The 21,446-nt window shown below is 46.4% G+C and carries 19 protein-coding genes; 6 read left to right on the top strand and 13 right to left on the bottom strand.

The features are described 5' to 3' along the window. The 12 genes from USG84_RS12370 to USG84_RS12315 form a co-directional block, all read right to left on the bottom strand. A partial coding sequence (locus USG84_RS12370) for a DUF262 domain-containing protein (RefSeq protein ID WP_320738289.1) occupies nt 1-1,752 on the bottom strand: 1,752 nt, incomplete at its 3' end. 288 nt (nt 1,753-2,040) lie between these two features. Further along, nucleotides 2,041-2,301 (bottom strand): hypothetical protein, encoded by a 261-nt coding sequence (locus USG84_RS12365; protein WP_151412951.1) that lies wholly within the window; start codon nt 2,299-2,301, stop codon nt 2,041-2,043. 73 nt (nt 2,302-2,374) lie between these two features. Then, nucleotides 2,375-2,608, bottom strand: coding sequence for a DinI family protein (locus USG84_RS12360; RefSeq protein ID WP_151412952.1), 234 nt, complete (start codon nt 2,606-2,608; stop codon nt 2,375-2,377). A gap of 8 nt (nt 2,609-2,616) precedes the next feature. Beyond that, on the bottom strand, nt 2,617-2,805 hold the full coding sequence (locus tag USG84_RS12355; RefSeq protein ID WP_032252350.1) for a hypothetical protein: 189 nt from the start codon (nt 2,803-2,805) through the stop codon (nt 2,617-2,619). 149 nt (nt 2,806-2,954) lie between these two features. Beyond that, nucleotides 2,955-3,779, bottom strand: a complete 825-nt coding sequence (locus USG84_RS12350) for a hypothetical protein (RefSeq protein ID WP_248113417.1) — start codon at nt 3,777-3,779, stop codon at nt 2,955-2,957. 80 nt (nt 3,780-3,859) lie between these two features. Beyond that, on the bottom strand, nt 3,860-6,241 hold the full coding sequence (locus USG84_RS12345) for a replication endonuclease (protein ID WP_248113415.1): 2,382 nt from the start codon (nt 6,239-6,241) through the stop codon (nt 3,860-3,862). A gap of 19 nt (nt 6,242-6,260) precedes the next feature. Then, a complete protein-coding gene (locus USG84_RS12340) occupies nt 6,261-6,488 on the bottom strand; it encodes a TraR/DksA family transcriptional regulator (RefSeq protein WP_063249736.1) in 228 nt (75 codons plus the stop codon). Further along, nucleotides 6,488-6,715, bottom strand: coding sequence for a DUF2732 family protein (locus tag USG84_RS12335; RefSeq protein ID WP_029740052.1), 228 nt, complete (start codon nt 6,713-6,715; stop codon nt 6,488-6,490). Before USG84_RS12335 ends, USG84_RS12340 begins: the two co-directional genes overlap by 1 nt. A 67-nt stretch (nt 6,716-6,782) precedes the next feature. After that, nucleotides 6,783-7,124, bottom strand: a complete 342-nt coding sequence (locus tag USG84_RS12330) for a DUF5347 family protein (RefSeq protein ID WP_000963476.1) — start codon at nt 7,122-7,124, stop codon at nt 6,783-6,785. Next, nucleotides 7,088-7,288 (bottom strand): phage filamentation protein Fil family protein, encoded by a 201-nt coding sequence (locus USG84_RS12325; protein WP_074143873.1) that lies wholly within the window; start codon nt 7,286-7,288, stop codon nt 7,088-7,090. The genes USG84_RS12330 and USG84_RS12325 overlap by 37 nt, the downstream gene beginning before the upstream one ends. Nucleotides 7,289-7,295: 7 nt before the next feature. Further along, complete coding sequence (locus tag USG84_RS12320; RefSeq protein WP_000460863.1) at nt 7,296-7,805, bottom strand: phage regulatory CII family protein; 510 nt, start codon at nt 7,803-7,805, stop codon at nt 7,296-7,298. A gap of 32 nt (nt 7,806-7,837) precedes the next feature. Continuing rightward, nucleotides 7,838-8,080, bottom strand: a complete 243-nt coding sequence (locus USG84_RS12315) for a Rha family transcriptional regulator (RefSeq protein WP_032636666.1) — start codon at nt 8,078-8,080, stop codon at nt 7,838-7,840. Nucleotides 8,081-8,199: 119 nt separating this feature from the next. On the opposite strand from USG84_RS12315, the gene USG84_RS12310 reads away from it, so the two are divergent. From USG84_RS12310 to USG84_RS12285, 6 genes are all read left to right on the top strand, one after another. Continuing rightward, complete coding sequence (locus tag USG84_RS12310) at nt 8,200-8,832, top strand: phage repressor protein CI (protein WP_047726625.1); 633 nt, start codon at nt 8,200-8,202, stop codon at nt 8,830-8,832. A gap of 1 nt (nt 8,833) precedes the next feature. Continuing rightward, nucleotides 8,834-9,853 carry a site-specific integrase gene (locus tag USG84_RS12305; protein ID WP_063249731.1) on the top strand — a complete coding sequence of 340 codons (1,020 nt, stop codon included), beginning with the start codon at nt 8,834-8,836 and terminating at the stop codon, nt 9,851-9,853. Nucleotides 9,854-9,875: 22 nt separating this feature from the next. Beyond that, on the top strand, nt 9,876-10,670 hold the full coding sequence (locus tag USG84_RS12300; protein ID WP_063249729.1) for a dCTP deaminase domain-containing protein: 795 nt from the start codon (nt 9,876-9,878) through the stop codon (nt 10,668-10,670). Further along, nucleotides 10,667-11,443: an FAD-dependent thymidylate synthase gene (gene thyX / locus USG84_RS12295; protein WP_063249727.1), complete on the top strand. Its 777-nt coding sequence runs from the start codon at nt 10,667-10,669 to the stop codon at nt 11,441-11,443. Before USG84_RS12300 ends, thyX begins: the two co-directional genes overlap by 4 nt. A 403-nt stretch (nt 11,444-11,846) precedes the next feature. Beyond that, complete coding sequence (locus USG84_RS12290) at nt 11,847-13,088, top strand: integrase (RefSeq protein ID WP_253543090.1); 1,242 nt, start codon at nt 11,847-11,849, stop codon at nt 13,086-13,088. Between the two features lie 434 nt (nt 13,089-13,522). Continuing rightward, on the top strand, nt 13,523-18,040 hold the full coding sequence (locus USG84_RS12285) for a hypothetical protein (protein WP_320738288.1): 4,518 nt from the start codon (nt 13,523-13,525) through the stop codon (nt 18,038-18,040). Between the two features lie 497 nt (nt 18,041-18,537). On the opposite strand, the gene USG84_RS12280 is transcribed toward USG84_RS12285, so the two are convergent. Then, complete coding sequence (locus USG84_RS12280) at nt 18,538-20,877, bottom strand: P-loop NTPase fold protein (RefSeq protein ID WP_320738287.1); 2,340 nt, start codon at nt 20,875-20,877, stop codon at nt 18,538-18,540. Nucleotides 20,878-21,446 lie beyond the last annotated feature (569 nt).

Raw genomic sequence — 21,446 nt, 5'->3', positions numbered from 1 at the left:
TTCTATAACAGTAGCTTTTTTTGTATTATCACCAGAACGATAATAAATATCCCCATTATAACTAGAATAATTTGTTAGAAGTGGAACTGTAATAACTATTACACCATATCCATAAAAATCATTATAGTCTATTAAACTCACAACTTGTGACTTTAGAGGTTCGCTTAAAGTCGATTTTTTTAATTCATCACAGAAACGCCTGTAATACTCCTCCATTGATATGCCAAGCCTTGCAGCCTCTCTTTTTACGCCAACAACACTTCGCTCACCAACAACGTGTGCATCGATATCATCAAGCTCTTTTACTCTACTTGTATCACTTGACTTATCTGTCACACCAATCAATAACTTACCAATCACGCCATTTTTATTACCCTTTCCAATATTAGCAATGGCACATATTGTTGAGAATATTTTATCATGAATACTATTATCAAGATCTCGATTCCCACCTAGCATTAACAAACCCTGTTTCAGTTCATAGTTTGCAAGTTCGATTTCAGATCTTCGCAAAATATCTTCTATATCAATAGTATTATGAGAGTTATATATATGACTACTATCAGTATTATCGATAAAATTATCTTTAATTAATCCAATAATAGAATTAATATTCTTCCTCCTTTCATCCCCGCCAGTAGCAGACCTTTTCGTATCCAAACGAGTGACTACGTTATTAAGATTATCCCTAACACCTTTATAGTTATTTATCTTTTTATTTTCTTTAATAAGTAGTTCGTGAAATGCAATAAATAGCACAGCAAATATAGCTGGGAAGGCATTTGTAGTACGTTTTGTAAAAATTAAATCCCTGAGCTTAACTTCTCCATCACTATTACAAACCTTTGTTATTTCTTGAATGCAAAACTTAAACTCCTCTGCGAATTTATCTTCACCATAAACATTAATAGCAGACCCGATACGACCATATTCATTTTCTTCATTATTATAAATTTGATCAAGTGCATCTTTGGAACGGTCAATTAATTTACCACCAACAATACATGCTGCTATATCTGCAATGCACTGCTCATCCATACTGTCACGAAGGTCTGTTGAACGTAAGATTCCATGCTTTACCCAAAAAACATCTTCTGATTGAACTTGATAACCATGTTTTGTTAGCGGTAAATCTATACTAATAGATGGCATTTTCTCTAAAAGCAATATATCGTCAGACACATCACCTCTAAGAGAACACGCTATATCCCTAACCATGTTTGAAAATTTATTTTGTATACCCGCCTGGCGTCTTTCTTGATCGCTAAGCCTATGACCATATGTATTAATTCTATCAAAAACATCGTTAATTTCGTTCTCAGTTGCATTGCGCATAATAGACATAGCTAGCGAATAATCCAATAACTGAGTAACTTCGCGCTGACTTAACATATTATCAGTTTTTACTGCTGTAAATTTACCTTCGTCAGCCCGGTTTTTCGCGGTCGGAAAAGCTTCAAGATTAAAGCGTTTCCCATCGAGTGATTCATATCCTGTCTCGATGAAAGACATTATTGCATGCAACCTTTGTAGACCATCTATTATTTCATATGTGCCAAGGTCATTTTCCCTTTCGGCAAGAAGAACTGCTGGGATTGGGTATTTCTTTTGTATGGACTCAATTAATTTTTGTTTTTCTAATGCAGTCCAAACTAATTTTCTTTGATAACGTCTATTAACAAAAATCTTACCTTCCGTAAACCAAGAATAAATGGTTTGTATAGAAGTCGTTTGAGGTAATAGTTCAGCCATAAAACAAATCCTTCTTCTCAGTGTAAAATTCAATAAAATCAATACATAAAAGTTAAGTTACCATCAAAAACGCTCGTAGCAACAAAATTATATCAATTCTGAGAAAATTCACTCGTGATTAGTATCAGCGCGCGCTCGTAGCCCCGCCACGCCTGCCCGCTTTATGTAGCGGTTTTCATGCGCCTGCATGACATAAGCAAAAGCCCGCCATTCCTGGCGGGCCTCAGCTAAAACGATCCTCAAACGATCATGCGGATTCATGCGGCATAGACATGCACCACAGCGAATTTAATCAAACAGGAAATAATTCGCGTCAAATTCATCACTGCGCTGCTCTACCATGGTGACTTCCATCAAAAACCCCAGGCCGTCATATAGCGAAACGGGAAATTCCAGCTCAAGCCAGAAGCAGTCCTCATAGGTGCGACCTAACCAAAAACCTCCGCCGCACTCCTTTGGACGTTGAAAGAAGACCCAGCCGCCAGGGGTAAACCGTTCCAACACCTGGCCCCGATAGATAATCTGGTGATTACTGTCTTTTTTACCCATGGCTAACGCCTCGCTACTCTCGTTGTTCAACCTTGCTTACGTCAGAATCAAGTTCTTACGTCAGCAACGTTCCTTAGTGCAGCCAGCTGTCGTCTTCCCAAACCTGCTGCATAATTTCCATTACCCGCTTTTTGTCTTCATCAAGCTTTAAGCCACTCAGCTCAACGCCGTTTGCCGACCCTTTACGGATGCGGATAGCTGTCTTTGGATAGATAGGCTGCAGGTTGCGGTAAAGCTCGGACTCCAGAGCGTCTAGGGTTGCTTGGCTAATCTTCTGCTCTTTATCGATCATTATCTCAATTCGCATAGGGACCCCTAACTGGAAATATCCATTGATCGGCTGTATTCATGGCTACGAATTTTCGCCATCAGCTCATCGGTCAACTCAGAAGCCCACTGAAGAGCCAGCTGCTTTTCGGCATCATCACACTCACTAGCCGCTACAAGCTTGATAAAAAAATCAATGCGCTGGAGCTTCAACGACTCCAAAAGGTAATCCTGCATTTTCCCTCCTATCACCACTACTGGATACACATAACTGTATGTATATCCACTGTTTATACATACAGTATACGAGGGGTTTCTATTTGTAAAACCCTTTTTTTAGTTTCAATCAGACAGGTCTGATGGGGGGGGGCAAGAAACACAAACAGTTAAAAAACAAGTTTCCATGCGGCTTGGCCAAGTTGCCACAACCATTTAAAAATTTCCTTGAGCACTGATGAAGCACTTGCTGCAGCGGCTAAAGCTGAGAAGAACGTTGCCCATAACATCCGTTTTTGAATTGAGGTTGTCTCTTGATACTTCGTAGCATCATCTATGTAACGCTTACGAGTCATAAGCGCCCGCCCCTCTGGCATAAAACGAAATTCATCGACTTTCTTTAGTTCACCACTTTCAGCGAATGCATTAAGCCAAAGGCTCATTTCACGTTTCATTCTTTCTTTATCGCCATGAGAAAACCATAACCGGCTATGCACTCTCTCCATGACAGCAATGATATTTACCCCCAGCGGATCACCATTCTGAAGATGCAACTCAATCACTGCATTCAGAACATCCATACTGTCCCTTACAGACTGTTTCTGCTTTCTGTATTGGTATTTTTCACGCGCATTCGCCTTATTATCGCGATCTGCTTTCCACTGAAACTTCCATACTTCCCAGAAATTAAGCTGCCGTAAATTTTTAAATTCAGCCTGATGTGCATGATAAAAATAGATACCTGAAAATGATTCCGCCGTGAGTTCATCTGGATCGAGTTCTACCTTGCCATCAAACTCTCCATTAACATCCATCCGATAGCGGGCATGGACCTTCTGTCCGTCATAGCTTTCAAAAACGCACTCATTACCTGTCGCTGGGTCAACAATATAAACCGCGTACATATCATAGTTAATTGCTGTGTCGTAATTCAGGCTAATCCGCGCGGGGGATTGCTTTTCGTTAAAACGGTTAAGGTAATTCCTTACATTCATGAGTTTATTCCAATAGATCAAATCACCAGGGCCATTTTAGCGGATTAGCTAAGGTTAAGCAGGGATATGTAACACATACTTCAATACCACTGCCGCCATTTATCATCTTCCTGCAGGCGCTGGTTGCGGTAGAAAATACGCAGCCCGGCCCCGGACGGAATGCTGCCGCCACGCAAAAGCAGATCCACCTCTGTTTCACTCGCTTCAAACCCTCTGGACCTCAACTCAGCGTCGAGCTGCTGACGCTGCTGATCGTTAATTTCCTGTTTGTCCCCTTTCCGCCGCTTCGGTTTTACCAGCCTCAGCCTGGCTGTCAGCTCCCGACGTTCCTTCGCACTCAGATCGTGAAGGTCCAATTGTTCCTCTGTCTCTCCGGTTTCAGGTAATCCCCCCCCTGATTGGTTCAAAATTTCAACAGGGGGACAGTTATTGCCACGAGTCCAAGGGGCGCTAGCGCCCTGGTCGGCTGTCGCCTCCTGAAGGTCAACGGCTTTCCGAACCATTTTCCACTTCACTGCATGAGTGCAGATCCGGCCCTCAATGATCGGGGACCAGATGCCATAAATACGAACACCATGATCGCCGTAGGCGCTCGGCTCCTCGTTGAGCTCGTAGGCAGTCCTGACAAGGTGATGTTTACGGGGAACCAGGACGCCGCCCTGCTTCATGATGTAGGTGGCAAAACAGCCAGCATCAGCTGCGGCCAGCACAGCATCCAGACGCGGGTTTTCCAGTACCGGCGCGCCTGCCTTCTTGTCACCCTGCACCCTGGCAGCCTGTCCGGCCAAAAGGCGCAGCTCGCGGTACGCCTGGCGGCCAGGGATACCAAAGAAGCGGAATTGCTGGACACGGTGCAGCGAAGCCCAGGCGTTTACGTTCTCAGCGTTATCGCGCAATGATCTGCCCGTTTCTTTACTGATTTCCTGGGCCAGCCCGCGCCCGTCGATGTTTTTACTGATGTATTTGGCGATATAGCTGGTCGGCGTGCCCTTGCGCGGGTTGATAAGCTCAGACTTGAAGCGCGGCCCGGTATTGGTGCCCAGCTCCTCCCGATCCTCACGAATGGCGAATTTACGCAGCAGCGCGGTGATGGATTTGCGGTCTTTTTTGCGCATGAAGCACAGCAGGTGCCAGTGCACGGTGCCGTCATGGTGTGGTTCAGCAACGCGGACGCCATACCAGCGCAGCCCGGCTTTGTGCATCGCCTTACGGAAGGCGGCGAACATATTCACCAGGTAATCACTGCTCTGCCGGACCGTGGCACTGGTCCATTTCGGGTTTGGCCTGCCATTGTTAAGCGTGGCGTGAAAGCGTGACGGGCAGGTGATGGTATAGAACACGGCGCATTCGCCACGCATTTCCGCGATCAGCTCCAGCCCCTTAACGCAGGCCATCATTTCGTTGCGCCGGTGCGCCGGATTGCTGCTGCTGGCGTTTACCACTTCTTCCATATCCAGCGTGTCACCTTCGGCGTTAACCAGCTCATGCGAGCGGAAAAACTCCAGAGATTTGCGGCGCTGTTCGCGTTTGTGGATCACGGCCTCATAGCTGACATACGGGGAGGCCTTTTTGTTAACCAGGCAGACGGCGCGCAGCTGTTCTTCCCGCCATTCACAGCGCATCTGCCACAGCTTGCGATACCACCAGTCCGCGCAAAGCATACGGGCAAGCGAGCCCGGGATAAGCTCGTATGGGACCGGCTTACGACGATGCTTTTTGCGGCGCAGCTGCTCGAAAGCAGGCGGGATAACATCAAGGCGCATGGCCTCAGCGGCCACCCTTTCCCATGATCGGCGTATCTCTTCCGGCGTAACGTCTTCATCCGTAAACAGCTCTCCGCAGGCAGCCCCCAGACACATGCTCATGTGTGCCGCCACCAGGGTAGATAACCGCTTGACCTGCTCCTGGTTCATTTCTGGCAGGACCAGCAGGCCCTCCAGCCCGTCGTGGCTCGCCATAAAACGGAATGACGCAGAAACCTGGCTGGTACGCACGCGCTCAAGGCGTTCAAGGCACGGCCTGATTGTTTCACGCAGATAGCGGGAATATGCCTTCGGCTTGCCCAGGCCCTCGAAATATTTAATCCGTTCAAGCAGCGGCTTACTGATATGCGCCGGTTGGGCGCTCACGTCAGCAACGATGACCAGATCGGGATTAAATTGCTGCTGTTCGCGGGCCATTTTGGCGCGGCTTATCAGCTGGTCCTGCTCCATTTCCCGCTGAACAGGATCACGGGATTCATTGTAGAAATAGCGTTCCCAGACCTCATTACTCAGGGCCTCGCGGCGCAGCTGCTCCTGCTCGTTATCCGCAGCATAGAGAGTGATCAGGTTTGAAAGCGCAGAAACCGGCGCAACTTCCACCGGGTCCATGTAGGGGTTTAGTGCTTTTTTCGGGCCGTTCCATGGGAAAGCCCCAGCGGCCACGGTCGGGCCGCCTTTGTCTTTTATTAATTCAGACATCAGTGACTGGCTCCGAAGCTCACACCGCGCCTCGGGTGTAATGCTTCCCTTTCAGCTCAACGATTTCCTGACATGTTACGCAGCACTGCACGCCCGGAAGGGCACGGCGGCGCGCTGGAGGGATCGGTGCATCGCACTCGATGCAAAGCACACGGGAAATGCCCGGCGCCCTGTTGCGCGCGGTATGAATGTGGCGCTGCAGCTGTTCTTCAACGCGCTGCTGTACGAGGTCCATAGAGTCAGCCATTAGTGCAGCTCCTGTGATTCGTTTTCGTAGCGGGTTGCTTCGCGGCGCAGCAGTTCAGCCGCTTCAATACCGTTTAACCCTTTGTTGGTTATATGGGTTGCCAGCGCCTCAAGACGGATTGAAACTGCGAGTGCGCGTCCTTTGCGCTCCTCACGTTTGGCAATATCAATCACCGCCATAAGCTGGTCGGTTTCTGGTACAAACATTTTTGGTAATTCGTTCTGCATTGTTCTTTCTCCTGAATTTGGGCAAAAGAATGCCCGGCGGGTTTACGCCATTAATTTCTGTTGTGGGTTAATTCGGCATGGTTAGCCGTTTGGGAAATAAGCTCACCACTGCACGAAAATGATTCATTGCTTTAACCAGTTCCCGCTTTTCGTCAGTAGTCAGATCACTAATATTGACGCCGTGACGTTCTGCCGGAATTTTTGCCATAAAGAATATGGCTGCCAGTGCGCGTTCATTTTGCTTATGGTTTATATCGCGGCGGTCGCGCATATCTTTAATAAACCTTTCAAGCTCTGGCTCGATATTCAGACCAAACACATTTGCCCTTAATTCCGCTATTCGGTTCAGCCCTTCCATACGTTGACCCGGGCTTAATGGAACAGTCGCCGCAGCGCCTTCAATAGCCATGGTTTCCCCCGTTTGGTAGTGGTCAGCCCTGCCAGCAGTTCATCTTGAGAGCGGGACGGGTGCCAGCGCTTGCCATCTTTCCCAATAATCCAGCCATGGCCGCAGTGCATACCCTGGCTTTGTTTAACTAAAAGCGATGCGAATGACGGTTCTTTAGTCAGCATAATCACCTCAGATGATGCCGAACGAAGCGCCAAGGCCCGTTACGGTGTCCACCGCACTTGCCATCGCGGGGTTGGCCTGCAGGCGGGCCTGCATGGAAACGGCAGCCAGTGCCATCAGGCGAGTCACTGAGTTAATGCTGCTGATCACATCTCGGCGTCCGGCAGTGGTTTTCACATCGCCAGTAACAGCACCGGCAGCAACGCGCCCTATCTCAGCGGTGGCGCTCATGACGTAGTGCGGCAGCTTCTCTTTTGCCACTTCGTTCATCGGTACGCATGGCAGGCAGTGAATCTGTGCCAGGAAGCCGTCAACCAGGGTGGAGTCCTCAGTGAGATCGGTAAGCAGCCAGATTTCAGGCGGTGTGAGCTGATGCGGCTGGTCCGGGTTCAGCTTGTTGCGCAGCGTCTGGACATTCATTCCCGCGCGTTCTGCCAGCTTCGCCATGTTGTGACGCAGTGCGAAAGCCCGGCAGGCCTCTTCAAAGTGTGGATGTTTGGAAATCTTATAATCAAACATGTGAGCCTCTTAGAAAGTTCTCATAATTGAACTTACTGACCAACAACAACGCGGAAGTTGGAATGACCAAGGGACTCACGAACCTGATCGGTTTTGTACATCAGGTACCGCAGGCTTACACGACCCTTATTTTTTTCTTTCTTAACCATGTATTTAGCAAGCTGACCATGGTGAATTTTTTGATAAACAGAGCCGCGGGAAATGCCTTCCCATTCGGCGAATTCCGCAGGCGTAGCCATCTCTTTTGGTACACGAATTGAAATATCTGTGCTCATAGTGCAGTATCTCTCAGTTAAGGTTTGGTTTATGTCGTTTTATCTTGTTTTATGTGATTCAATATTTGAACAAACGAGATACTACGATCCAATATTTGATACGTCAATAGGATTAAAAAATGATACAGGTGAAGGCTGGCGAGAATACAGGAGGTAGAGAGGCTATCCATAGGTTGATGGCTGCCTATGATTTCAAGTCCAGACAGCAGCTATGCGATCACCTAGGCGCATCTAAAAGCACCATGGCAAACAGATACTTAAGAGACAGCTTCCCTGCAGAATGGGTGATTCAATGCGCCCTTGAAACAGGAGTTTCTTTACTCTGGCTAACTACAGGACAAGGCGAACCAGGAACAAAAATTGATGATAAAAAAAGTATCAATTTCGTGAACTCCAGCAAGGTAAAACCTCTTTCTGAGCTTGTATCGCCAGAGATCGACAAAGCTAGCCTTATAGGAGGTTCGTTGGTTGAAGCCGGGAAGGCCATCATTGATAGCAGCCTACTTCCCCCTGACTCAAGCGAGCTGCTTCTTGTAAATACTAATGGCGATTCATATTTAGTTGACCGTAACCAGACACCACCAGTGAATGGGATGTGGTTGGTCGATATCGACGGGATAAAAAGCATTGTTAAGCTAACTCGTCTTCCGGGAAACAGATTAGTTGTGCATCAAGATGATTCTTCGTTTGAGTGCAGCCTGGATGATATCGAGGTTGTTGGCCGCGCATTGAAAATCATCAAGAGCCTTTGATATGACCATCAGAAAACAGCCGAACGGAAAATGGTTGTGCGAGTGTTACCCTAACGGGCGTGACGGCAAGCGTGTCCGCAAGCAATTTGCGACAAAGGGCGAGGCTGTAGCATTTGAAAACTTCACCATGGATGAAGTGAACAAAAAGCCGTGGCTGGGAGAAAAGGAAGATCGGCGGCGTTTGTCTGAACTGATTGAGCAATGGCACTCCCTTTACGGCCAGACGCTCGCAGACCCTAAGCGCCTAATGGCTAAACTGAATATTATCTGCAATGGGCTGGGCGATCCCGTCGCTTCCGAACTGACAGCCGGTGACTTTACAAAATATCGTGAAGCACGTTTAAAAGGTGAAGTGCGGAATGAAGATGGCGCGCTTATGTCACCAGTTAAGCCCCGAACGGTAAACCTTGAGCAACGCAACCTGTCATCAGTCTTTGGTACGCTGAAAAAACTAGGCCACTGGTCAGCCCCCAACCCGCTCGCCGGGCTGCCAACTTTTAAAATAGCAGAAGGTGAACTGGCGTTTCTGGCCCTAGAAGAAATCAAACGTCTGCTTGATGCGTGCGCTGACTCTCAAAGTTCCAGCCTGCTGATGATTGCAAAAATCTGCCTGGCAACCGGGGCACGCTGGAGTGAAGCTGAAAACCTGCAGGGACACCAGTTAACTAAATACCGGATTACCTATACCAAGACAAAAGGTAAAAGAAACCGAACTGTCCCCATATCTCAGGAACTGTATAACGAACTTCCCCAAAACAGAGGGAAGTTATTTACTCCATGCAGGAAAGCTTTTGAACGTGCTGTAAAGCGAGCCGGTATTCATTTGCCAGAGGGCCAATGCACCCACGTCCTGCGTCACACATTCGCCAGCCACTTTATGATGAATGGCGGAAATATCCTTGTCCTACGCGATATCTTGGGCCATGCCGATATAAAAATGACCATGATTTACGCGCATTTCGCACCAGAGCATTTGGAGGATGCAGTTACAAAAAACCCATTATCCAACCTGAAATTATGACTAAATAGAAAAAGGAAATATAATGCTTTCAGAACATGATTTAAATATAGAGATACAAAATGGAAGGGTATTCGATCCAGCTTCTGTAGCAAAAAATGCCTACAAAGTTCAATCCTCAAGCATTGATCTTTCGGTCAAAAAAATCCATATACCTGACTGTAAAAACAATAATAAAACCAGAAAAAGTCACCTTCTTCAACCGGGTGAAACTGTAATTCTTGAGTTAAACGAAAATTTTAAACTTGCCAATGACTTAGGTGGTATTGTTTTCCCCAGAAATACCCTTTCTAAGAACGGGATTGTGATGACGAATCCTGGGCATATTGACCCTGGTTATAAAGGTATAATATCAGTTTATTTAGTCAATATGTCTAAAGAACCTTTCCAAATAAGTGAAAATTCTGCAGTAGCAAAAATGCTTCTCTTCAAAACAACTACATTGACTGCGGGGTATCAAGGTAAAATAGTTACAAAATTAGATGATGAGCAGTTGGATAGAATGGGTAAGGACTTTGCAGGATTAGAGTCGAGAATCCCTTCAGAAATTACAAAAATACTTAGAAAGTGGACATTCGGCTTGCTCACAATTGTTGCAGTCATGATTTCAGTGATAAGTATCGCCATCCCTCTTCTTTTTCAAACAATTTCTAATAGCTTCGATAAAACAAAAGACTTACAAGTGATCATTTCGCAACAGGAAAAAGAAATTAATAACCTAAAAACTTTAACATCAAGGTTTAACGATCAAATTTCACGATTACCGGGAGCAAATGATACAATTCATAAAGACCAAAATCAGCAAGGGAATAATAAATGATAAAAATATCTGAATTATCAATTAATTGCCTATCCCATCCATCATTCGAAGATGGGGTGTTTGATGATTTTTTAGCTAAACAAGGTATGCAATGGGTACGCAGAGGACAAGGGAGTAACTCTGAGCATCTTGTTGAAGCGGCCGGTAGACTTTGCTACATGTCGTTTGGAGAGAGTAAACAATCTCCTAGGGACACAAACCAATATATATTTAATTTGATATCCCAAGGGCATGAAAGTGTATTAGAACATCTTAATTGGACATTTTTAATATCAGGTGTTTCGAGAGCATTTACTCATCAGTTAGTTAGGCACAGAGTAGGATTTTCATATAGTCAATTATCACAGCAATATCATGATGAGTCTGAGGCAGAATTCGTTGTTCCGATTGAAGTAAAAAATGATGCAGCTTTATTTCAGTCATGGTGTGAACATATTGAAAGTAGTCTAGAATTTTATAAAAGATCGCTAAAGGCCATAGAAGAAAGCGAACTGTATGATAGTCGAAAAGAGAAAATGCGTGCTCTTAGAAGTGCATCACGCTCAATTTTACCGAATGCAACAGAGACTAAAATAATCGTTACCGCTAATGCTCGGGCACTACGTCATTTCTTTGAAATGCGAGGTGCAATAGAAGGAGATTACGAAATGAGAACTGTATCTGAAAAATTATATAACATTGTTAATAATGACGCTCCAGCACTATTCCAAGATTTTGAAAAAATCGCTGGCGAAACCGATCAAGTAAAAATAATGAAGAAACATAAACTCTGATACTACTATCACGACAGTGACGAGAAAAGATCTCCAACAGAATGGCGGCAAGATGGCGACAGAAAACTAAAAACGCATAAAATGAGATTATACCAAGTAAAAACAACCTGCTGATTTTATTAACAAATCATTGTTTTTTCTATAGTAAAAATGGTATGTAGAAATTTCGGACGCGGGTTCAACTCCCGCCAGCTCCACCAAAATTCTCCATCGGTGATTACCAGAGTCATCCGATGAAGTCCTAAGAGCCCGCACGGCGCAAGCCCTGCGGGCTTTTTTGTGCCTTCGATTTGTCCTGCGAAGTCTGAAGAGAACTAATTAAATCCGAACCTTTTAGGCCCATTGATAGGCCCAACGAAAAGCTCTATTGTTTTCGTTGGGCCTAAACGCATGGAGACTCCCCATGGCAAGAAAAACCAAGCCGTTAACCGATACGGAAATCAAAGCCGCCAAACCTAAAGATGCCGATTACCAGCTGTATGATGGTGACGGGCTTACTCTGTTAATCAAGTCCAGTGGTAGTAAGCTCTGGCAGTTCCGTTATTATCGACCTCTGACAAAGCAGCGAACCAAGCAGAGCTTCGGTGCCTACCCTGCCGTCTCACTTTCTGATGCACGTAAACTCAGAGCCGAATCTCGAGTTTTATTGGCAAAAGATATTGATCCTCAGGAACATCAGAAAGAACAGGTGAGGAATTCTCAAGAGGCCAAAACCAACACCTTCTTGGTAGTTGCCGAGCGTTGGTGGAATGTAAAGAAAGCCAGCATAACAGAGGACTATGCCGACGATATCTGGCGCTCGCTTGAGAGAGATGTTTTCCCGGCAATCGGTGATATCAGTGTCACTGAGATTAAGGCTCATACTCTGGTTAAAGCAGTACAGCCGGTTCAGGCCAGAGGTGCATTAGAGACTGTTCGCCGCCTTTGTCAGCGTATTAACGAAGTCATGATTTATGCGCAGAACACAGGCCTGATTGATGCTGTTCCTAGTGTAAACATCGGAAAAGCTTTTGAGAAACCGCAAAAGAAAAACATGCCAAGCATCCGGCCGGATCAACTTCCGCAGCTAATGCAGACCATGCGTACGGCAAGTATCAGCATGTCCACAAGATGCCTGTTCATGTGGCAACTTCTCACCATCACCCGCCCTGCCGAAGCTGCTGAGGCTCGATGGGATGAGATCGATTTCAATGCTAGCGAATGGAAAATTCCTGCAGCTCGAATGAAGATGAACCGGGACCATACGGTTCCACTTTCCGATGAGGCTCTTTCTATTCTGGAAATGATGAAGTCACTCAGTGGTGGCCGAGAGTTTATCTTTCCCAGTCGCATCAAACCAACCCAGCCAATGAACAGCCAAACAGTTAATGCCGCACTTAAGCGTGCTGGATTAGGAGGCGTACTCGTATCACACGGTTTACGCTCTATCGCTAGTACGGCACTCAATGAGGAAGGATTCCCGCCTGATGTCATTGAAGCAGCACTGGCTCATGTAGACAAAAATGAAGTACGTCGCGCTTACAACCGCAGCGACTATCTTGAGCAACGACGCCCGATGATGCAGTGGTGGGCTGACTTTGTGAAAGTTGCAGATAATGGAAGTATGATTGAAGGTGGGACAAGGGGAATGCGGTTGGTTGGGTGACTTATGTGAACCAAGATAGCCCAAGCATTTGGGCTCCTCTAGATAAAAATCCATATTTCCGTCTAATATGTGACAAGTGAGCATGGCCCTAAAGGGCAGTTGTGATTGAAAAATGAACTCAGCATAGTGATATGATACCTTTTCTATTTCATTTTTTGTTCAATGGCATATGTGATTTTGTATCAACCAACGATAGAAAAAATATTCAGCACATAAACGATGAGATGACACGACAACTTGAACCTCATGAAGCGCGCATTTCCCCGACAGATTCGGTGTACTTTAGAAGCTAGTATCGCCATCTATACAGTGACCTTTATTTATCTTTGGAGCATAAGGACGTGAAGTATTCCATTTTAATTCGCCCCTTTTTGTCAATTTGCAAAGGCATCTGGACCCGAATACAACGTCCGTTAGCAGAGCGGAAGGCTCTGATGCACCCAGAACAAGAAAAACATTCACTCTACAGTGTCATGGAAGTAACACTGGTACATCTTGGCGTAGAACCTTCAGCATTACAGCCGAACTGGAAGCGTTGGGTTTTACTACTGGAGAGTAAGATTGTAGCCACGGAAACATTTGCAATGCCTCACGTTAAGGAGTGGCTTAATGTCGCTGAGGTTCAGGAACACCTCAAAAACCTTGCAGTACAAAAATTAACTGGAAACATAAATCCCTTTGAGAGTGAGCAGGTATTAATTGAAAGCTACGTAGCTAAAACAGGGGAAACTGAAAACAGAGCAAAAGATATTATATATCAAGCTGTCACGGCCATTACGGAAGGCACGCTCAGCGGACTTAAAGATCCGGAGTTGGGCAACTTGATGAGAATGCAATCTCAAACAATGCATGAACGTTTCGAAGAATTAAAACAACGGCTTTTTCCAGAACAAATGTTCTCGGTTCAGCAACTTTGCTCTGTTAATGAACAATGGTTGAAGGAGACACTGTCAAATAAAATCCGCTCAAAAACAAGACTTGGGCAAGTGCTATGTCCGGGTGCCTCAGGGTTCGTACTTACACGCACTGCGCTCATGAAGCAATTTTCCGACGAACTATCAACCTTACCTGAGGGCGGAGTAATCGTCGTAACGGGAGCAGAGGGTAATGGTAAGTCATGGCTGGTAGCACAATACTGGCTGTCCGTTTCTGTAAAGCCACTTACAGCGTTTATTAGGGCCGAAGACATAGAGGAACCTTGTAATGATATCTCTGCTGTCGTCGTTAACGCCCTGTGTCATAGTTGTCAGGGAGATCTATCACTTCACACCAAATTCTGGCAGGAACAATTCAGGACTTGGTCCGATAGCACAAAACGCCCCGCATGTGGATTTATTGTCATACTTGACGGTATAAACCAACGTCCAGCGATCCGCTGGGCACATTTCATCGACAGGCTGAGTGAATTTCTTCAGGGTCTGGGTGGCAAGCTGATCGTGACGTCCAGAAAGCATTATTTTACTCAAAATGTTGAATCCAGACTGGCAACACCCATTATAAAAAGGCCAGTCCCGGAATGGTCGGCAGAAGAACGAGACTCAATACTCGCTTTACGCCATATCAGCATTGCAGGAAGAAAACTTAGTGAGAGCGTAGCAACCAGCCTGCTTAATCCACGCATGCTTGGAATTGCATTAGAACTATTTAGTGCAGAACAATTGCATGATTTAGCAGAGCTAAGTGTATCGTTGATGTTGTTTGAGCACATTAAAGTCAGCCAACGAGAAAGCTATGAACTCTCTGCAGAGCTATTCAGTAATAAGCTGCGCTCGTTCGGACAGGAAGTGCTTGAGCGGATCGAAATCAAAGACAATGAAGATATTGATATTTTCAATGCTGAACTTAACAGTGTTTTTGAGGGAGGGTTGCAGGCGGTTATTGACGGGCGTTTTTTTACCCCCTTGCCTGAAGACACAACGCGCTATCGTATTCATCCTGAAGGACTTAGCCTAGCTCTTGGGATGGCTATCCTTGATATTGTCAATAAAGCAGCCAGAAATCATAAAGATCTTGATGAGGTAATGGCCTCCGTCGTCGAGCCCATCATCGCGCTTGATAAGACGTCGGATACTCTCTTTGCAGCCCTCACCATTGCCAGCCTGGAAAGGCAGTATCCTGTTGCAAGCGGCGTTGCCATACTAGTTAGTTTTGCCGGACTGCAAAATCCCGACGCGCTACTTACCCCTGCATTTATGGCTCTAGCGCGACGTCGGCCTGAAATATTCATCAATGCCTGTGAACATCATGCACTACGTGATATCAATCTCCCACAGCATTATTGGATTGAAGATGCGCTCCTGCACGCCTCCCGACACACCTCATCTGCGGAAAAAATTCTGACAGCAGCTAATAACTGGCTTGTATGGAGTCCAACTCTAATCCCTCGATGGTCAGTGGGGGTCGTTCAGCGTGATGCTGACATACAGGCTGAAAGTGAAAAACGACAAAAAGAAAGTGAGCATAAAATTGTCCTATTGTCAGCTGAAGAAAAAGAAATATTCAGAACATTAGTCTTAAAAGACACAGATAGTTTATCGGCACTGCATTCACTAGCAATGAAGCTTTTTGCAGGAAAGGCTTTAATGCCGCATATTAATGCGTTAGTTAAATGGAATTTTGCTTCTAATATAAATCAGGATTATGGCGCTCCCTGGCAGACATTCCGCGACTTGATCGCGTTTAACTCAATTGACTGGCAAAACGTCCGTTCCCACTTGCGGGAACAATGGACGTTTTTTGTACATAACAAAAGTTCATGTACAGGTAAATGGACAGCTATTAATCTTTTGATGGCGACAGGTAATTCTGACGATGCGCAACTCGCCGAGATGCTTGCACATCAGTTACGTGACAATAGTTCGGACATCAAAGGTTGGCATATCAATGAATCATGGTGTGAAGCTGACCCCTGTAACCCGGCTAATCCAGAATCCAGCAATGTCAGCCAAACGGCAGATAAACACAGCAAATTGGATGTAAGCAAGCTCTTCAATTCCTTCGGCATCGGTTATCAAGAAACATTCTTTACGGGGGCAACCACCTCTCTTGCCCGTTACCAACCTCAGATAGCTATCGATAATCACCTCAAACTTGTTGAAGATATTCTGTGCCGAAGCGGCCTCCCACTACGACAGGGTATTTTTGCCCTCTTACCGCATAGGGCATTAATAACTCCTGATATCGCAAGAAAACTCGTTAGACGAGTGACCAGCAGCACCAGAGACGACCGGTCAGCATGGTCATCTCTAGACGAGGAATCGGAACTGATGCAGCAGTTCCAATTGATTCTGGCTTTTCATCAATTGAGTGCTAATGAACAAATCTCCGTTTTAAGGACACTCCGCTATGGAGATAAACTTATTATGTCGCTCAGTGACAGCTTAAAAACACTGGACTGGCAGGATACTGAAAAGAACGTACTTGCGGCGTTAGCTAATGGCGATACGGATGAGCAGCTAACATCGTTACTGTTTCATCCTAAGACTGGCCCGTTACCTGCGAGCCTAGTAAATGCCCTTCCGCAACTGCTCAGTAGTACATCGCAAAGCGTCCGACATCTTACGCTGAAGATGCTGATAAACGTGAATGACCCGATTGCGTTACGTTGCGGTGCCGAGATCGTGATGTCTGAATCAATCACATCATCACATCAGTACGAGCAGTGGCACTTCTCAGCCTTGCTGCTCAAGGCAATTAATCAAAACATCATCAGTTGGGAAGAAGGGAAAACGCACTTAACCTATTTCCATATTGCTCAATTGGCAGGCATTTATAACGGAGAAATTGCTAGAGATGCTGCGCAGTATTTTGACGTACTCTTGAATAATGCCTTTCAGCAGACAGTTGATGTGGGGACCCTGCAGCTTAAACTGTTTCTGAGGTCGACAGATGATAGGGCTTATACATTTCACCATCTTAGTGAGGTTGCCGTTCCTAAGCGAGAGGATGGTGAGGACATGAGATCACTAATGGCACTTCAGGAGATGGATAACTTCGAAAAGCAACAGCAACGTATTCAACATAATTATCATGACATCAAAGACATACTTACCAAATTAAATCTATCTGATCTGACTAACCATTATTATCCTGACGACATTGCAGCTCTGGTGAGGGCTGAACCTGAGCGTTCACTTGCATGGGCAAACCTATTCCTTGAAAACAAAAATGTGGATGTTCTCCACCAGGTCAGACATATAGGACTAACACTTGCACAGGCCATCTCGGCTCAGCATCCAGAAGTGTCAGTTCGTCTTTTTGAACGCCTTGAGCACGTTGTTCCTTTCTGTCGCGTTGTGTTTACCGAGGCCGAACTTGATCTTTGTGCTGTTGCGGTCTGGTCTTCGTTCGACAGCCCTGAGATTGAGGCATTGCGCTGGCGTCGATTAGCTCTAGCGGAAAATAACAATCGGCTTGCCCATGAAGTTTGGGCAGCCCTGTTCTGTCAGCAGAGTGAAAAATTACTGCAATACACTCGGAAGTGTTGTAAATCATCCTGGCCTGTGCTCAAAGCCAGGGGCATCATGATGGCGGGGTATTTAGGTCAGAATGAACTTTCGGACAACACGCTTAAGGCAAATACGTGTTCGGGTCTTCTCCAAAAATCCTTCAAAAGCGCCAGTGACTCCTATCAGCGTCATTTATGGACGCTTCACTGGTTCAAATTGATGCAGCAGGCGTCCACCGCAGAATCTTTCTGGTGTAATTCAGTTATATTTTTGCAAGTCGTCGACGAAAGATTTTTGACAATCGGGCATGAACATACTGATAGCAGTGATATTTTTCTGCAATACTGGCCTATTGTTTTGTCGAAGCTGAATTCCCGTTTCCAGAAGCCTAGCAATAAACGAATGGAGAATTTGTTTGGAGGAAAAGCACCGTGGCCAGGTTTTCTTACATGCCCAAATTTAAGCCGTCGGCATGATGAGGAGGACACCGTACACGGGCTTTAACATCCATGACAAAAGGTCTGTTTTAATGGCGAATTTTATGTTTTTTTAGGGTGCCGTGCACACTCAGTTCGGGATAAATTCTAGGGGTGTAGTATGCCTTTATACTGAGTATGCCATGATATAGCTATGCTCGGAGTTACCCTTTCAAAGGGGCGAAATAATCGAGTTCGATAAAGCCCCTTTTATACAAACATTGAGCTAGGTTCATTTATTGGCTGGGCCCAGCATAGCGAAAAAACTAAGACAACACTTACTTGCTCTTAAGAGCGATGAACGAACTAATAATTGCCCATAGTTTTTGAACCATGACATAAATTTTCACTAAGGTGAGGCGTGGCAATCTTTGACATAGAAAAAGACGAATTACTTCGACTCTCTGATACTCAGCTAAATAGCGCGCCTAATACCGCTATACTTTTGCCAGCCCATGTTTAGGCTTAATTCTCAGTTGCGTTTAATACTCAAATTGAAATTTTGATGTCAGCAGCAACTTCCTACTAGAAATCGGAAATGTCGTTTGTCCTCAATCCGAGCCACTTTTCGAGATATCTAAGCAGAGTTCTCAGAGCCTCTTCATGCTCAGGGAACTGGGCGGGATTAATCGCATCACACTTAGCCTTCGCCACATCAATGCCAATAAAGTCGTCAATTGTCTCTTTATTGAAACTGTTGTGCTGAGTGGAGACGCGATCACCGTAAGTATGGGTCGTACCTCGGCTCATCAGGCGTGTGACCATAGTTGCAAAGCCTTGGTTGGTTTGAATGGCTTTCCTCACCCACTCTCGAGGTTCGTCCATTGAATCTGTATAGTTTTTCCAGCGATAGAGCAGTGATATGAGATCCGGTTCAGCAATCAGCGCATCGCCGTCTGCTGCGCGGCTCCTTATTAACCGCAACCATTCAGCTTTCATTGCCCCAACGGTGTTGAGATCTAACGCTGGCTCGAAGGCTCTACTCTCGCCCTCATCCCGATCGTTGGGATCGCTAAGATGGATCAGGATTGAAGCAACGGATAGTGCTTCAGTTTTACGGAGTGCTTCAAGAGCCAAACTGCCTCGAACATCTTCAGGAATCCCCTTCAGGTACCAATTTGTCGCTCGCCACGCTGCCATATATGACGAATTGAAAGTGCCAATGTTCGTGCCTGCTAATTTTTCAGCGATTCTGAACATTCCAGGGAGTAGAACAGCTGCGTTCTCGGACGGTAATCGATCGACGGATTCGTCGAGCCTCGCAACGAGCGAATTCAGCAGCCCGTCAGCTTCGACGGCTGCGATTGCAGCAAGGAGCTCGTCCTCTGTCGCTGTTGCATCGAGAAAATCAACGAAACGGCGCTCAGACATTTCTCCAACCGACGTTTGAAGTTCAAAGTAACGTGGGAAGTAGCGCGAAGTACATACTCTTTTCTCCATCAACCACCGGCGATGGAAACCGTCTGCATGGTTCGTCCCCCCATATGCCCATTCAAGGGGAGGAAATAAGTCTTTAAGCGCATCACGAATGATATTACGGCGCTCTTCTGAGACGATCTCAAGAAGTTCCTTAGCTGCTGTTTGGTCCACCTCCCGACGGCCATCACGGAAGAAGCGCCCTTCCTGGAGAACCAATCCTCTCTCACGGAACAGTGCATCGTGGAGGTCTGGTTCGAAGACCCGGAGTGTTTCCAGAAGCAAGAAATCTACAATGTTCACCTCGAATACGTTGCCGACCACATGCAGTGGCATGTGTACAGCAATAGACGAGATGAGACGACGTGCATCACGCATGTTGCGAAGCAGGGGCTGGATGCAGCCAATGCAAGCGTTACCCCAGCGTCTCTGAGAGAACCCGTTGGCCTCAGTCGCGTATGGGCCCGCTATTTCAGAGAGTTCTTCCTCGAACATACGATGCACGAAAGATGTCGGTACGGCTGGTAAATCAAAGTTAGCCTGCACGATCTTTTCAAGGAAGGCTCGACCGTCGTTGTCGGCAACCGGATCTAGCGCTCGCTCTACGATACTGGGCTGGAACAGGAGCACAAAAACAATATTCGGTAGATTAGCATTCGCCTTTACCTGCCGAAGCAGCATCCTAATCTGCTCAGGCTCGAGCCGGTCAATGTCGTCGACGAAGACAACCAGCGGCCGGTCAAGTTCGCGAAGACGAACCTCAAGTGCTCTGCGTACCTTGTCGAGAGACTCGCCGCTATGGTCACGCCCGAGATACGATAGTACGCGTCCGAGAAGAGGTACTCCGACCGAGAGAAAGGCAAGAACAGCCGCAACCTTTGCAACTGTCGGAAGGTCATATCCAATAGCCGACGCGATCGCTATAACCGAAGCATTTGTTAGCACCGTCGAGATTAGAAGGCCTGAACTCCCAGCCTCTTTAAGAGGCTTACTGACCCCGGTAAGGATCGCTCCGTAGCGTCGCAGTGCTTCGGCACGATCGAGTGCAGCCTTCGAATGCTCGCCTCCCAATCGATCTGCTATCTGGCCAAATAGCGCGCGGGCGATTGCATCGCCGTCTCCCCATTGCCATGGGTTAAAGTCGAGCCAGTCCGCTCCACTGCTCTTGGCATCGAGCCGTTCGGTGATAAGGTTTTTCAGTGATGATTTGCCGAAGCCCCATCCCCCACGAATAGCGAACACTCGGCCTTCGCGCAAACTAAGCTCCGAAAGAACATCGGCTATACGAGCCGCGAATCCGGACCTTCTAAGGCGATCTTCGGATGCTGTCCGAATCGGCGCTTCAGCCCCAATCCCTCCGTCCGGCTGTTCGTTCCTTACCATATCAGCATTAGGCTTCGCGCGACGGCGAGCACGCCATGCCGCCAGACGGAACAACAGCTTACTCATCGCACACCATCTCCCAAAATGCATGTATCAATCGACCTATTGTTAGAAGCTTCACTGGTTCACAGACAGAGCAAGTTAAAGCCCGTGCGAGCCTTGTCTGCACAAGTTCAACTTATTACGTTAGCAAACTGAAGGGGACCTGCTGCAAACGCAAACCAGTATAGCGGTTCTGTCTACTCAACATGAAGCCGCAGATAAAAGGTGTACTGATTAGGCAATAGAATTTCACTGACAGTAAAATTCTATTGCCAAATACCGAAAGGAATGCTTTACTTATCACAGGTCAGGCGTTCCGCCTGAGCTGTGTTCTTTAAAATGATTGTTCTCATCGTAACAGCGAAGGTCTAGCGTAATTGCCTGCTTATCAGGCCGCTCCTTCATCCGGTGTTGGAGATTTTGACGGGCAGACTAGCGTCATCGGTCAGTCTGAAGCACGTTCGTCATGATGGTGATTTGTAGCCAGTCGCGATACGCGACTACTAGGCAACTGCACTATCGGAATTAACGGGGCTTCATCGTCGCGAAGACTGGTGTTGGGCTTGCGCATCGGGTTGGCTCCTTTCGGCCAT

Origin of the sequence: Enterobacter sp. 168J2 (genome assembly GCF_034107265.1) — a bacterium.
Lineage (GTDB): Bacteria > Pseudomonadota > Gammaproteobacteria > Enterobacterales > Enterobacteriaceae > Enterobacter > Enterobacter nematophilus.
Note: the sequence above shows the minus strand (reverse complement) of the source record. Positions and strands in the feature narration are given on the sequence as shown.

What these genes read in the sequence shown, in the direction of transcription:
- USG84_RS12365 (WP_151412951.1), bottom strand. Translation starts at nt 2,301, where the DNA reads ATGGGTAAAAAAGACAGTAATCACCAGATTATCTATCGGGGCCAGGTG.
- USG84_RS12360 (WP_151412952.1), bottom strand. Translation starts at nt 2,608, where the DNA reads ATGCGAATTGAGATAATGATCGATAAAGAGCAGAAGATTAGCCAAGCA.
- USG84_RS12355 (WP_032252350.1), bottom strand. Translation starts at nt 2,805, where the DNA reads ATGCAGGATTACCTTTTGGAGTCGTTGAAGCTCCAGCGCATTGATTTT.
- USG84_RS12350 (WP_248113417.1), bottom strand. Translation starts at nt 3,779, where the DNA reads ATGAATGTAAGGAATTACCTTAACCGTTTTAACGAAAAGCAATCCCCC.
- USG84_RS12345 (WP_248113415.1), bottom strand. Translation starts at nt 6,241, where the DNA reads ATGTCTGAATTAATAAAAGACAAAGGCGGCCCGACCGTGGCCGCTGGG.
- USG84_RS12340 (WP_063249736.1), bottom strand. Translation starts at nt 6,488, where the DNA reads ATGGCTGACTCTATGGACCTCGTACAGCAGCGCGTTGAAGAACAGCTG.
- USG84_RS12335 (WP_029740052.1), bottom strand. Translation starts at nt 6,715, where the DNA reads ATGCAGAACGAATTACCAAAAATGTTTGTACCAGAAACCGACCAGCTT.
- USG84_RS12330 (WP_000963476.1), bottom strand. Translation starts at nt 7,124, where the DNA reads ATGGCTATTGAAGGCGCTGCGGCGACTGTTCCATTAAGCCCGGGTCAA.
- USG84_RS12325 (WP_074143873.1), bottom strand. Translation starts at nt 7,288, where the DNA reads ATGCTGACTAAAGAACCGTCATTCGCATCGCTTTTAGTTAAACAAAGC.
- USG84_RS12320 (WP_000460863.1), bottom strand. Translation starts at nt 7,805, where the DNA reads ATGTTTGATTATAAGATTTCCAAACATCCACACTTTGAAGAGGCCTGC.
- USG84_RS12315 (WP_032636666.1), bottom strand. Translation starts at nt 8,080, where the DNA reads ATGAGCACAGATATTTCAATTCGTGTACCAAAAGAGATGGCTACGCCT.
- USG84_RS12310 (WP_047726625.1), top strand. Translation starts at nt 8,200, where the DNA reads ATGATACAGGTGAAGGCTGGCGAGAATACAGGAGGTAGAGAGGCTATC.
- USG84_RS12305 (WP_063249731.1), top strand. Translation starts at nt 8,834, where the DNA reads ATGACCATCAGAAAACAGCCGAACGGAAAATGGTTGTGCGAGTGTTAC.
- USG84_RS12300 (WP_063249729.1), top strand. Translation starts at nt 9,876, where the DNA reads ATGCTTTCAGAACATGATTTAAATATAGAGATACAAAATGGAAGGGTA.
- thyX (WP_063249727.1), top strand. Translation starts at nt 10,667, where the DNA reads ATGATAAAAATATCTGAATTATCAATTAATTGCCTATCCCATCCATCA.
- USG84_RS12290 (WP_253543090.1), top strand. Translation starts at nt 11,847, where the DNA reads ATGGCAAGAAAAACCAAGCCGTTAACCGATACGGAAATCAAAGCCGCC.
- USG84_RS12285 (WP_320738288.1), top strand. Translation starts at nt 13,523, where the DNA reads ATGCACCCAGAACAAGAAAAACATTCACTCTACAGTGTCATGGAAGTA.
- USG84_RS12280 (WP_320738287.1), bottom strand. Translation starts at nt 20,877, where the DNA reads ATGAGTAAGCTGTTGTTCCGTCTGGCGGCATGGCGTGCTCGCCGTCGC.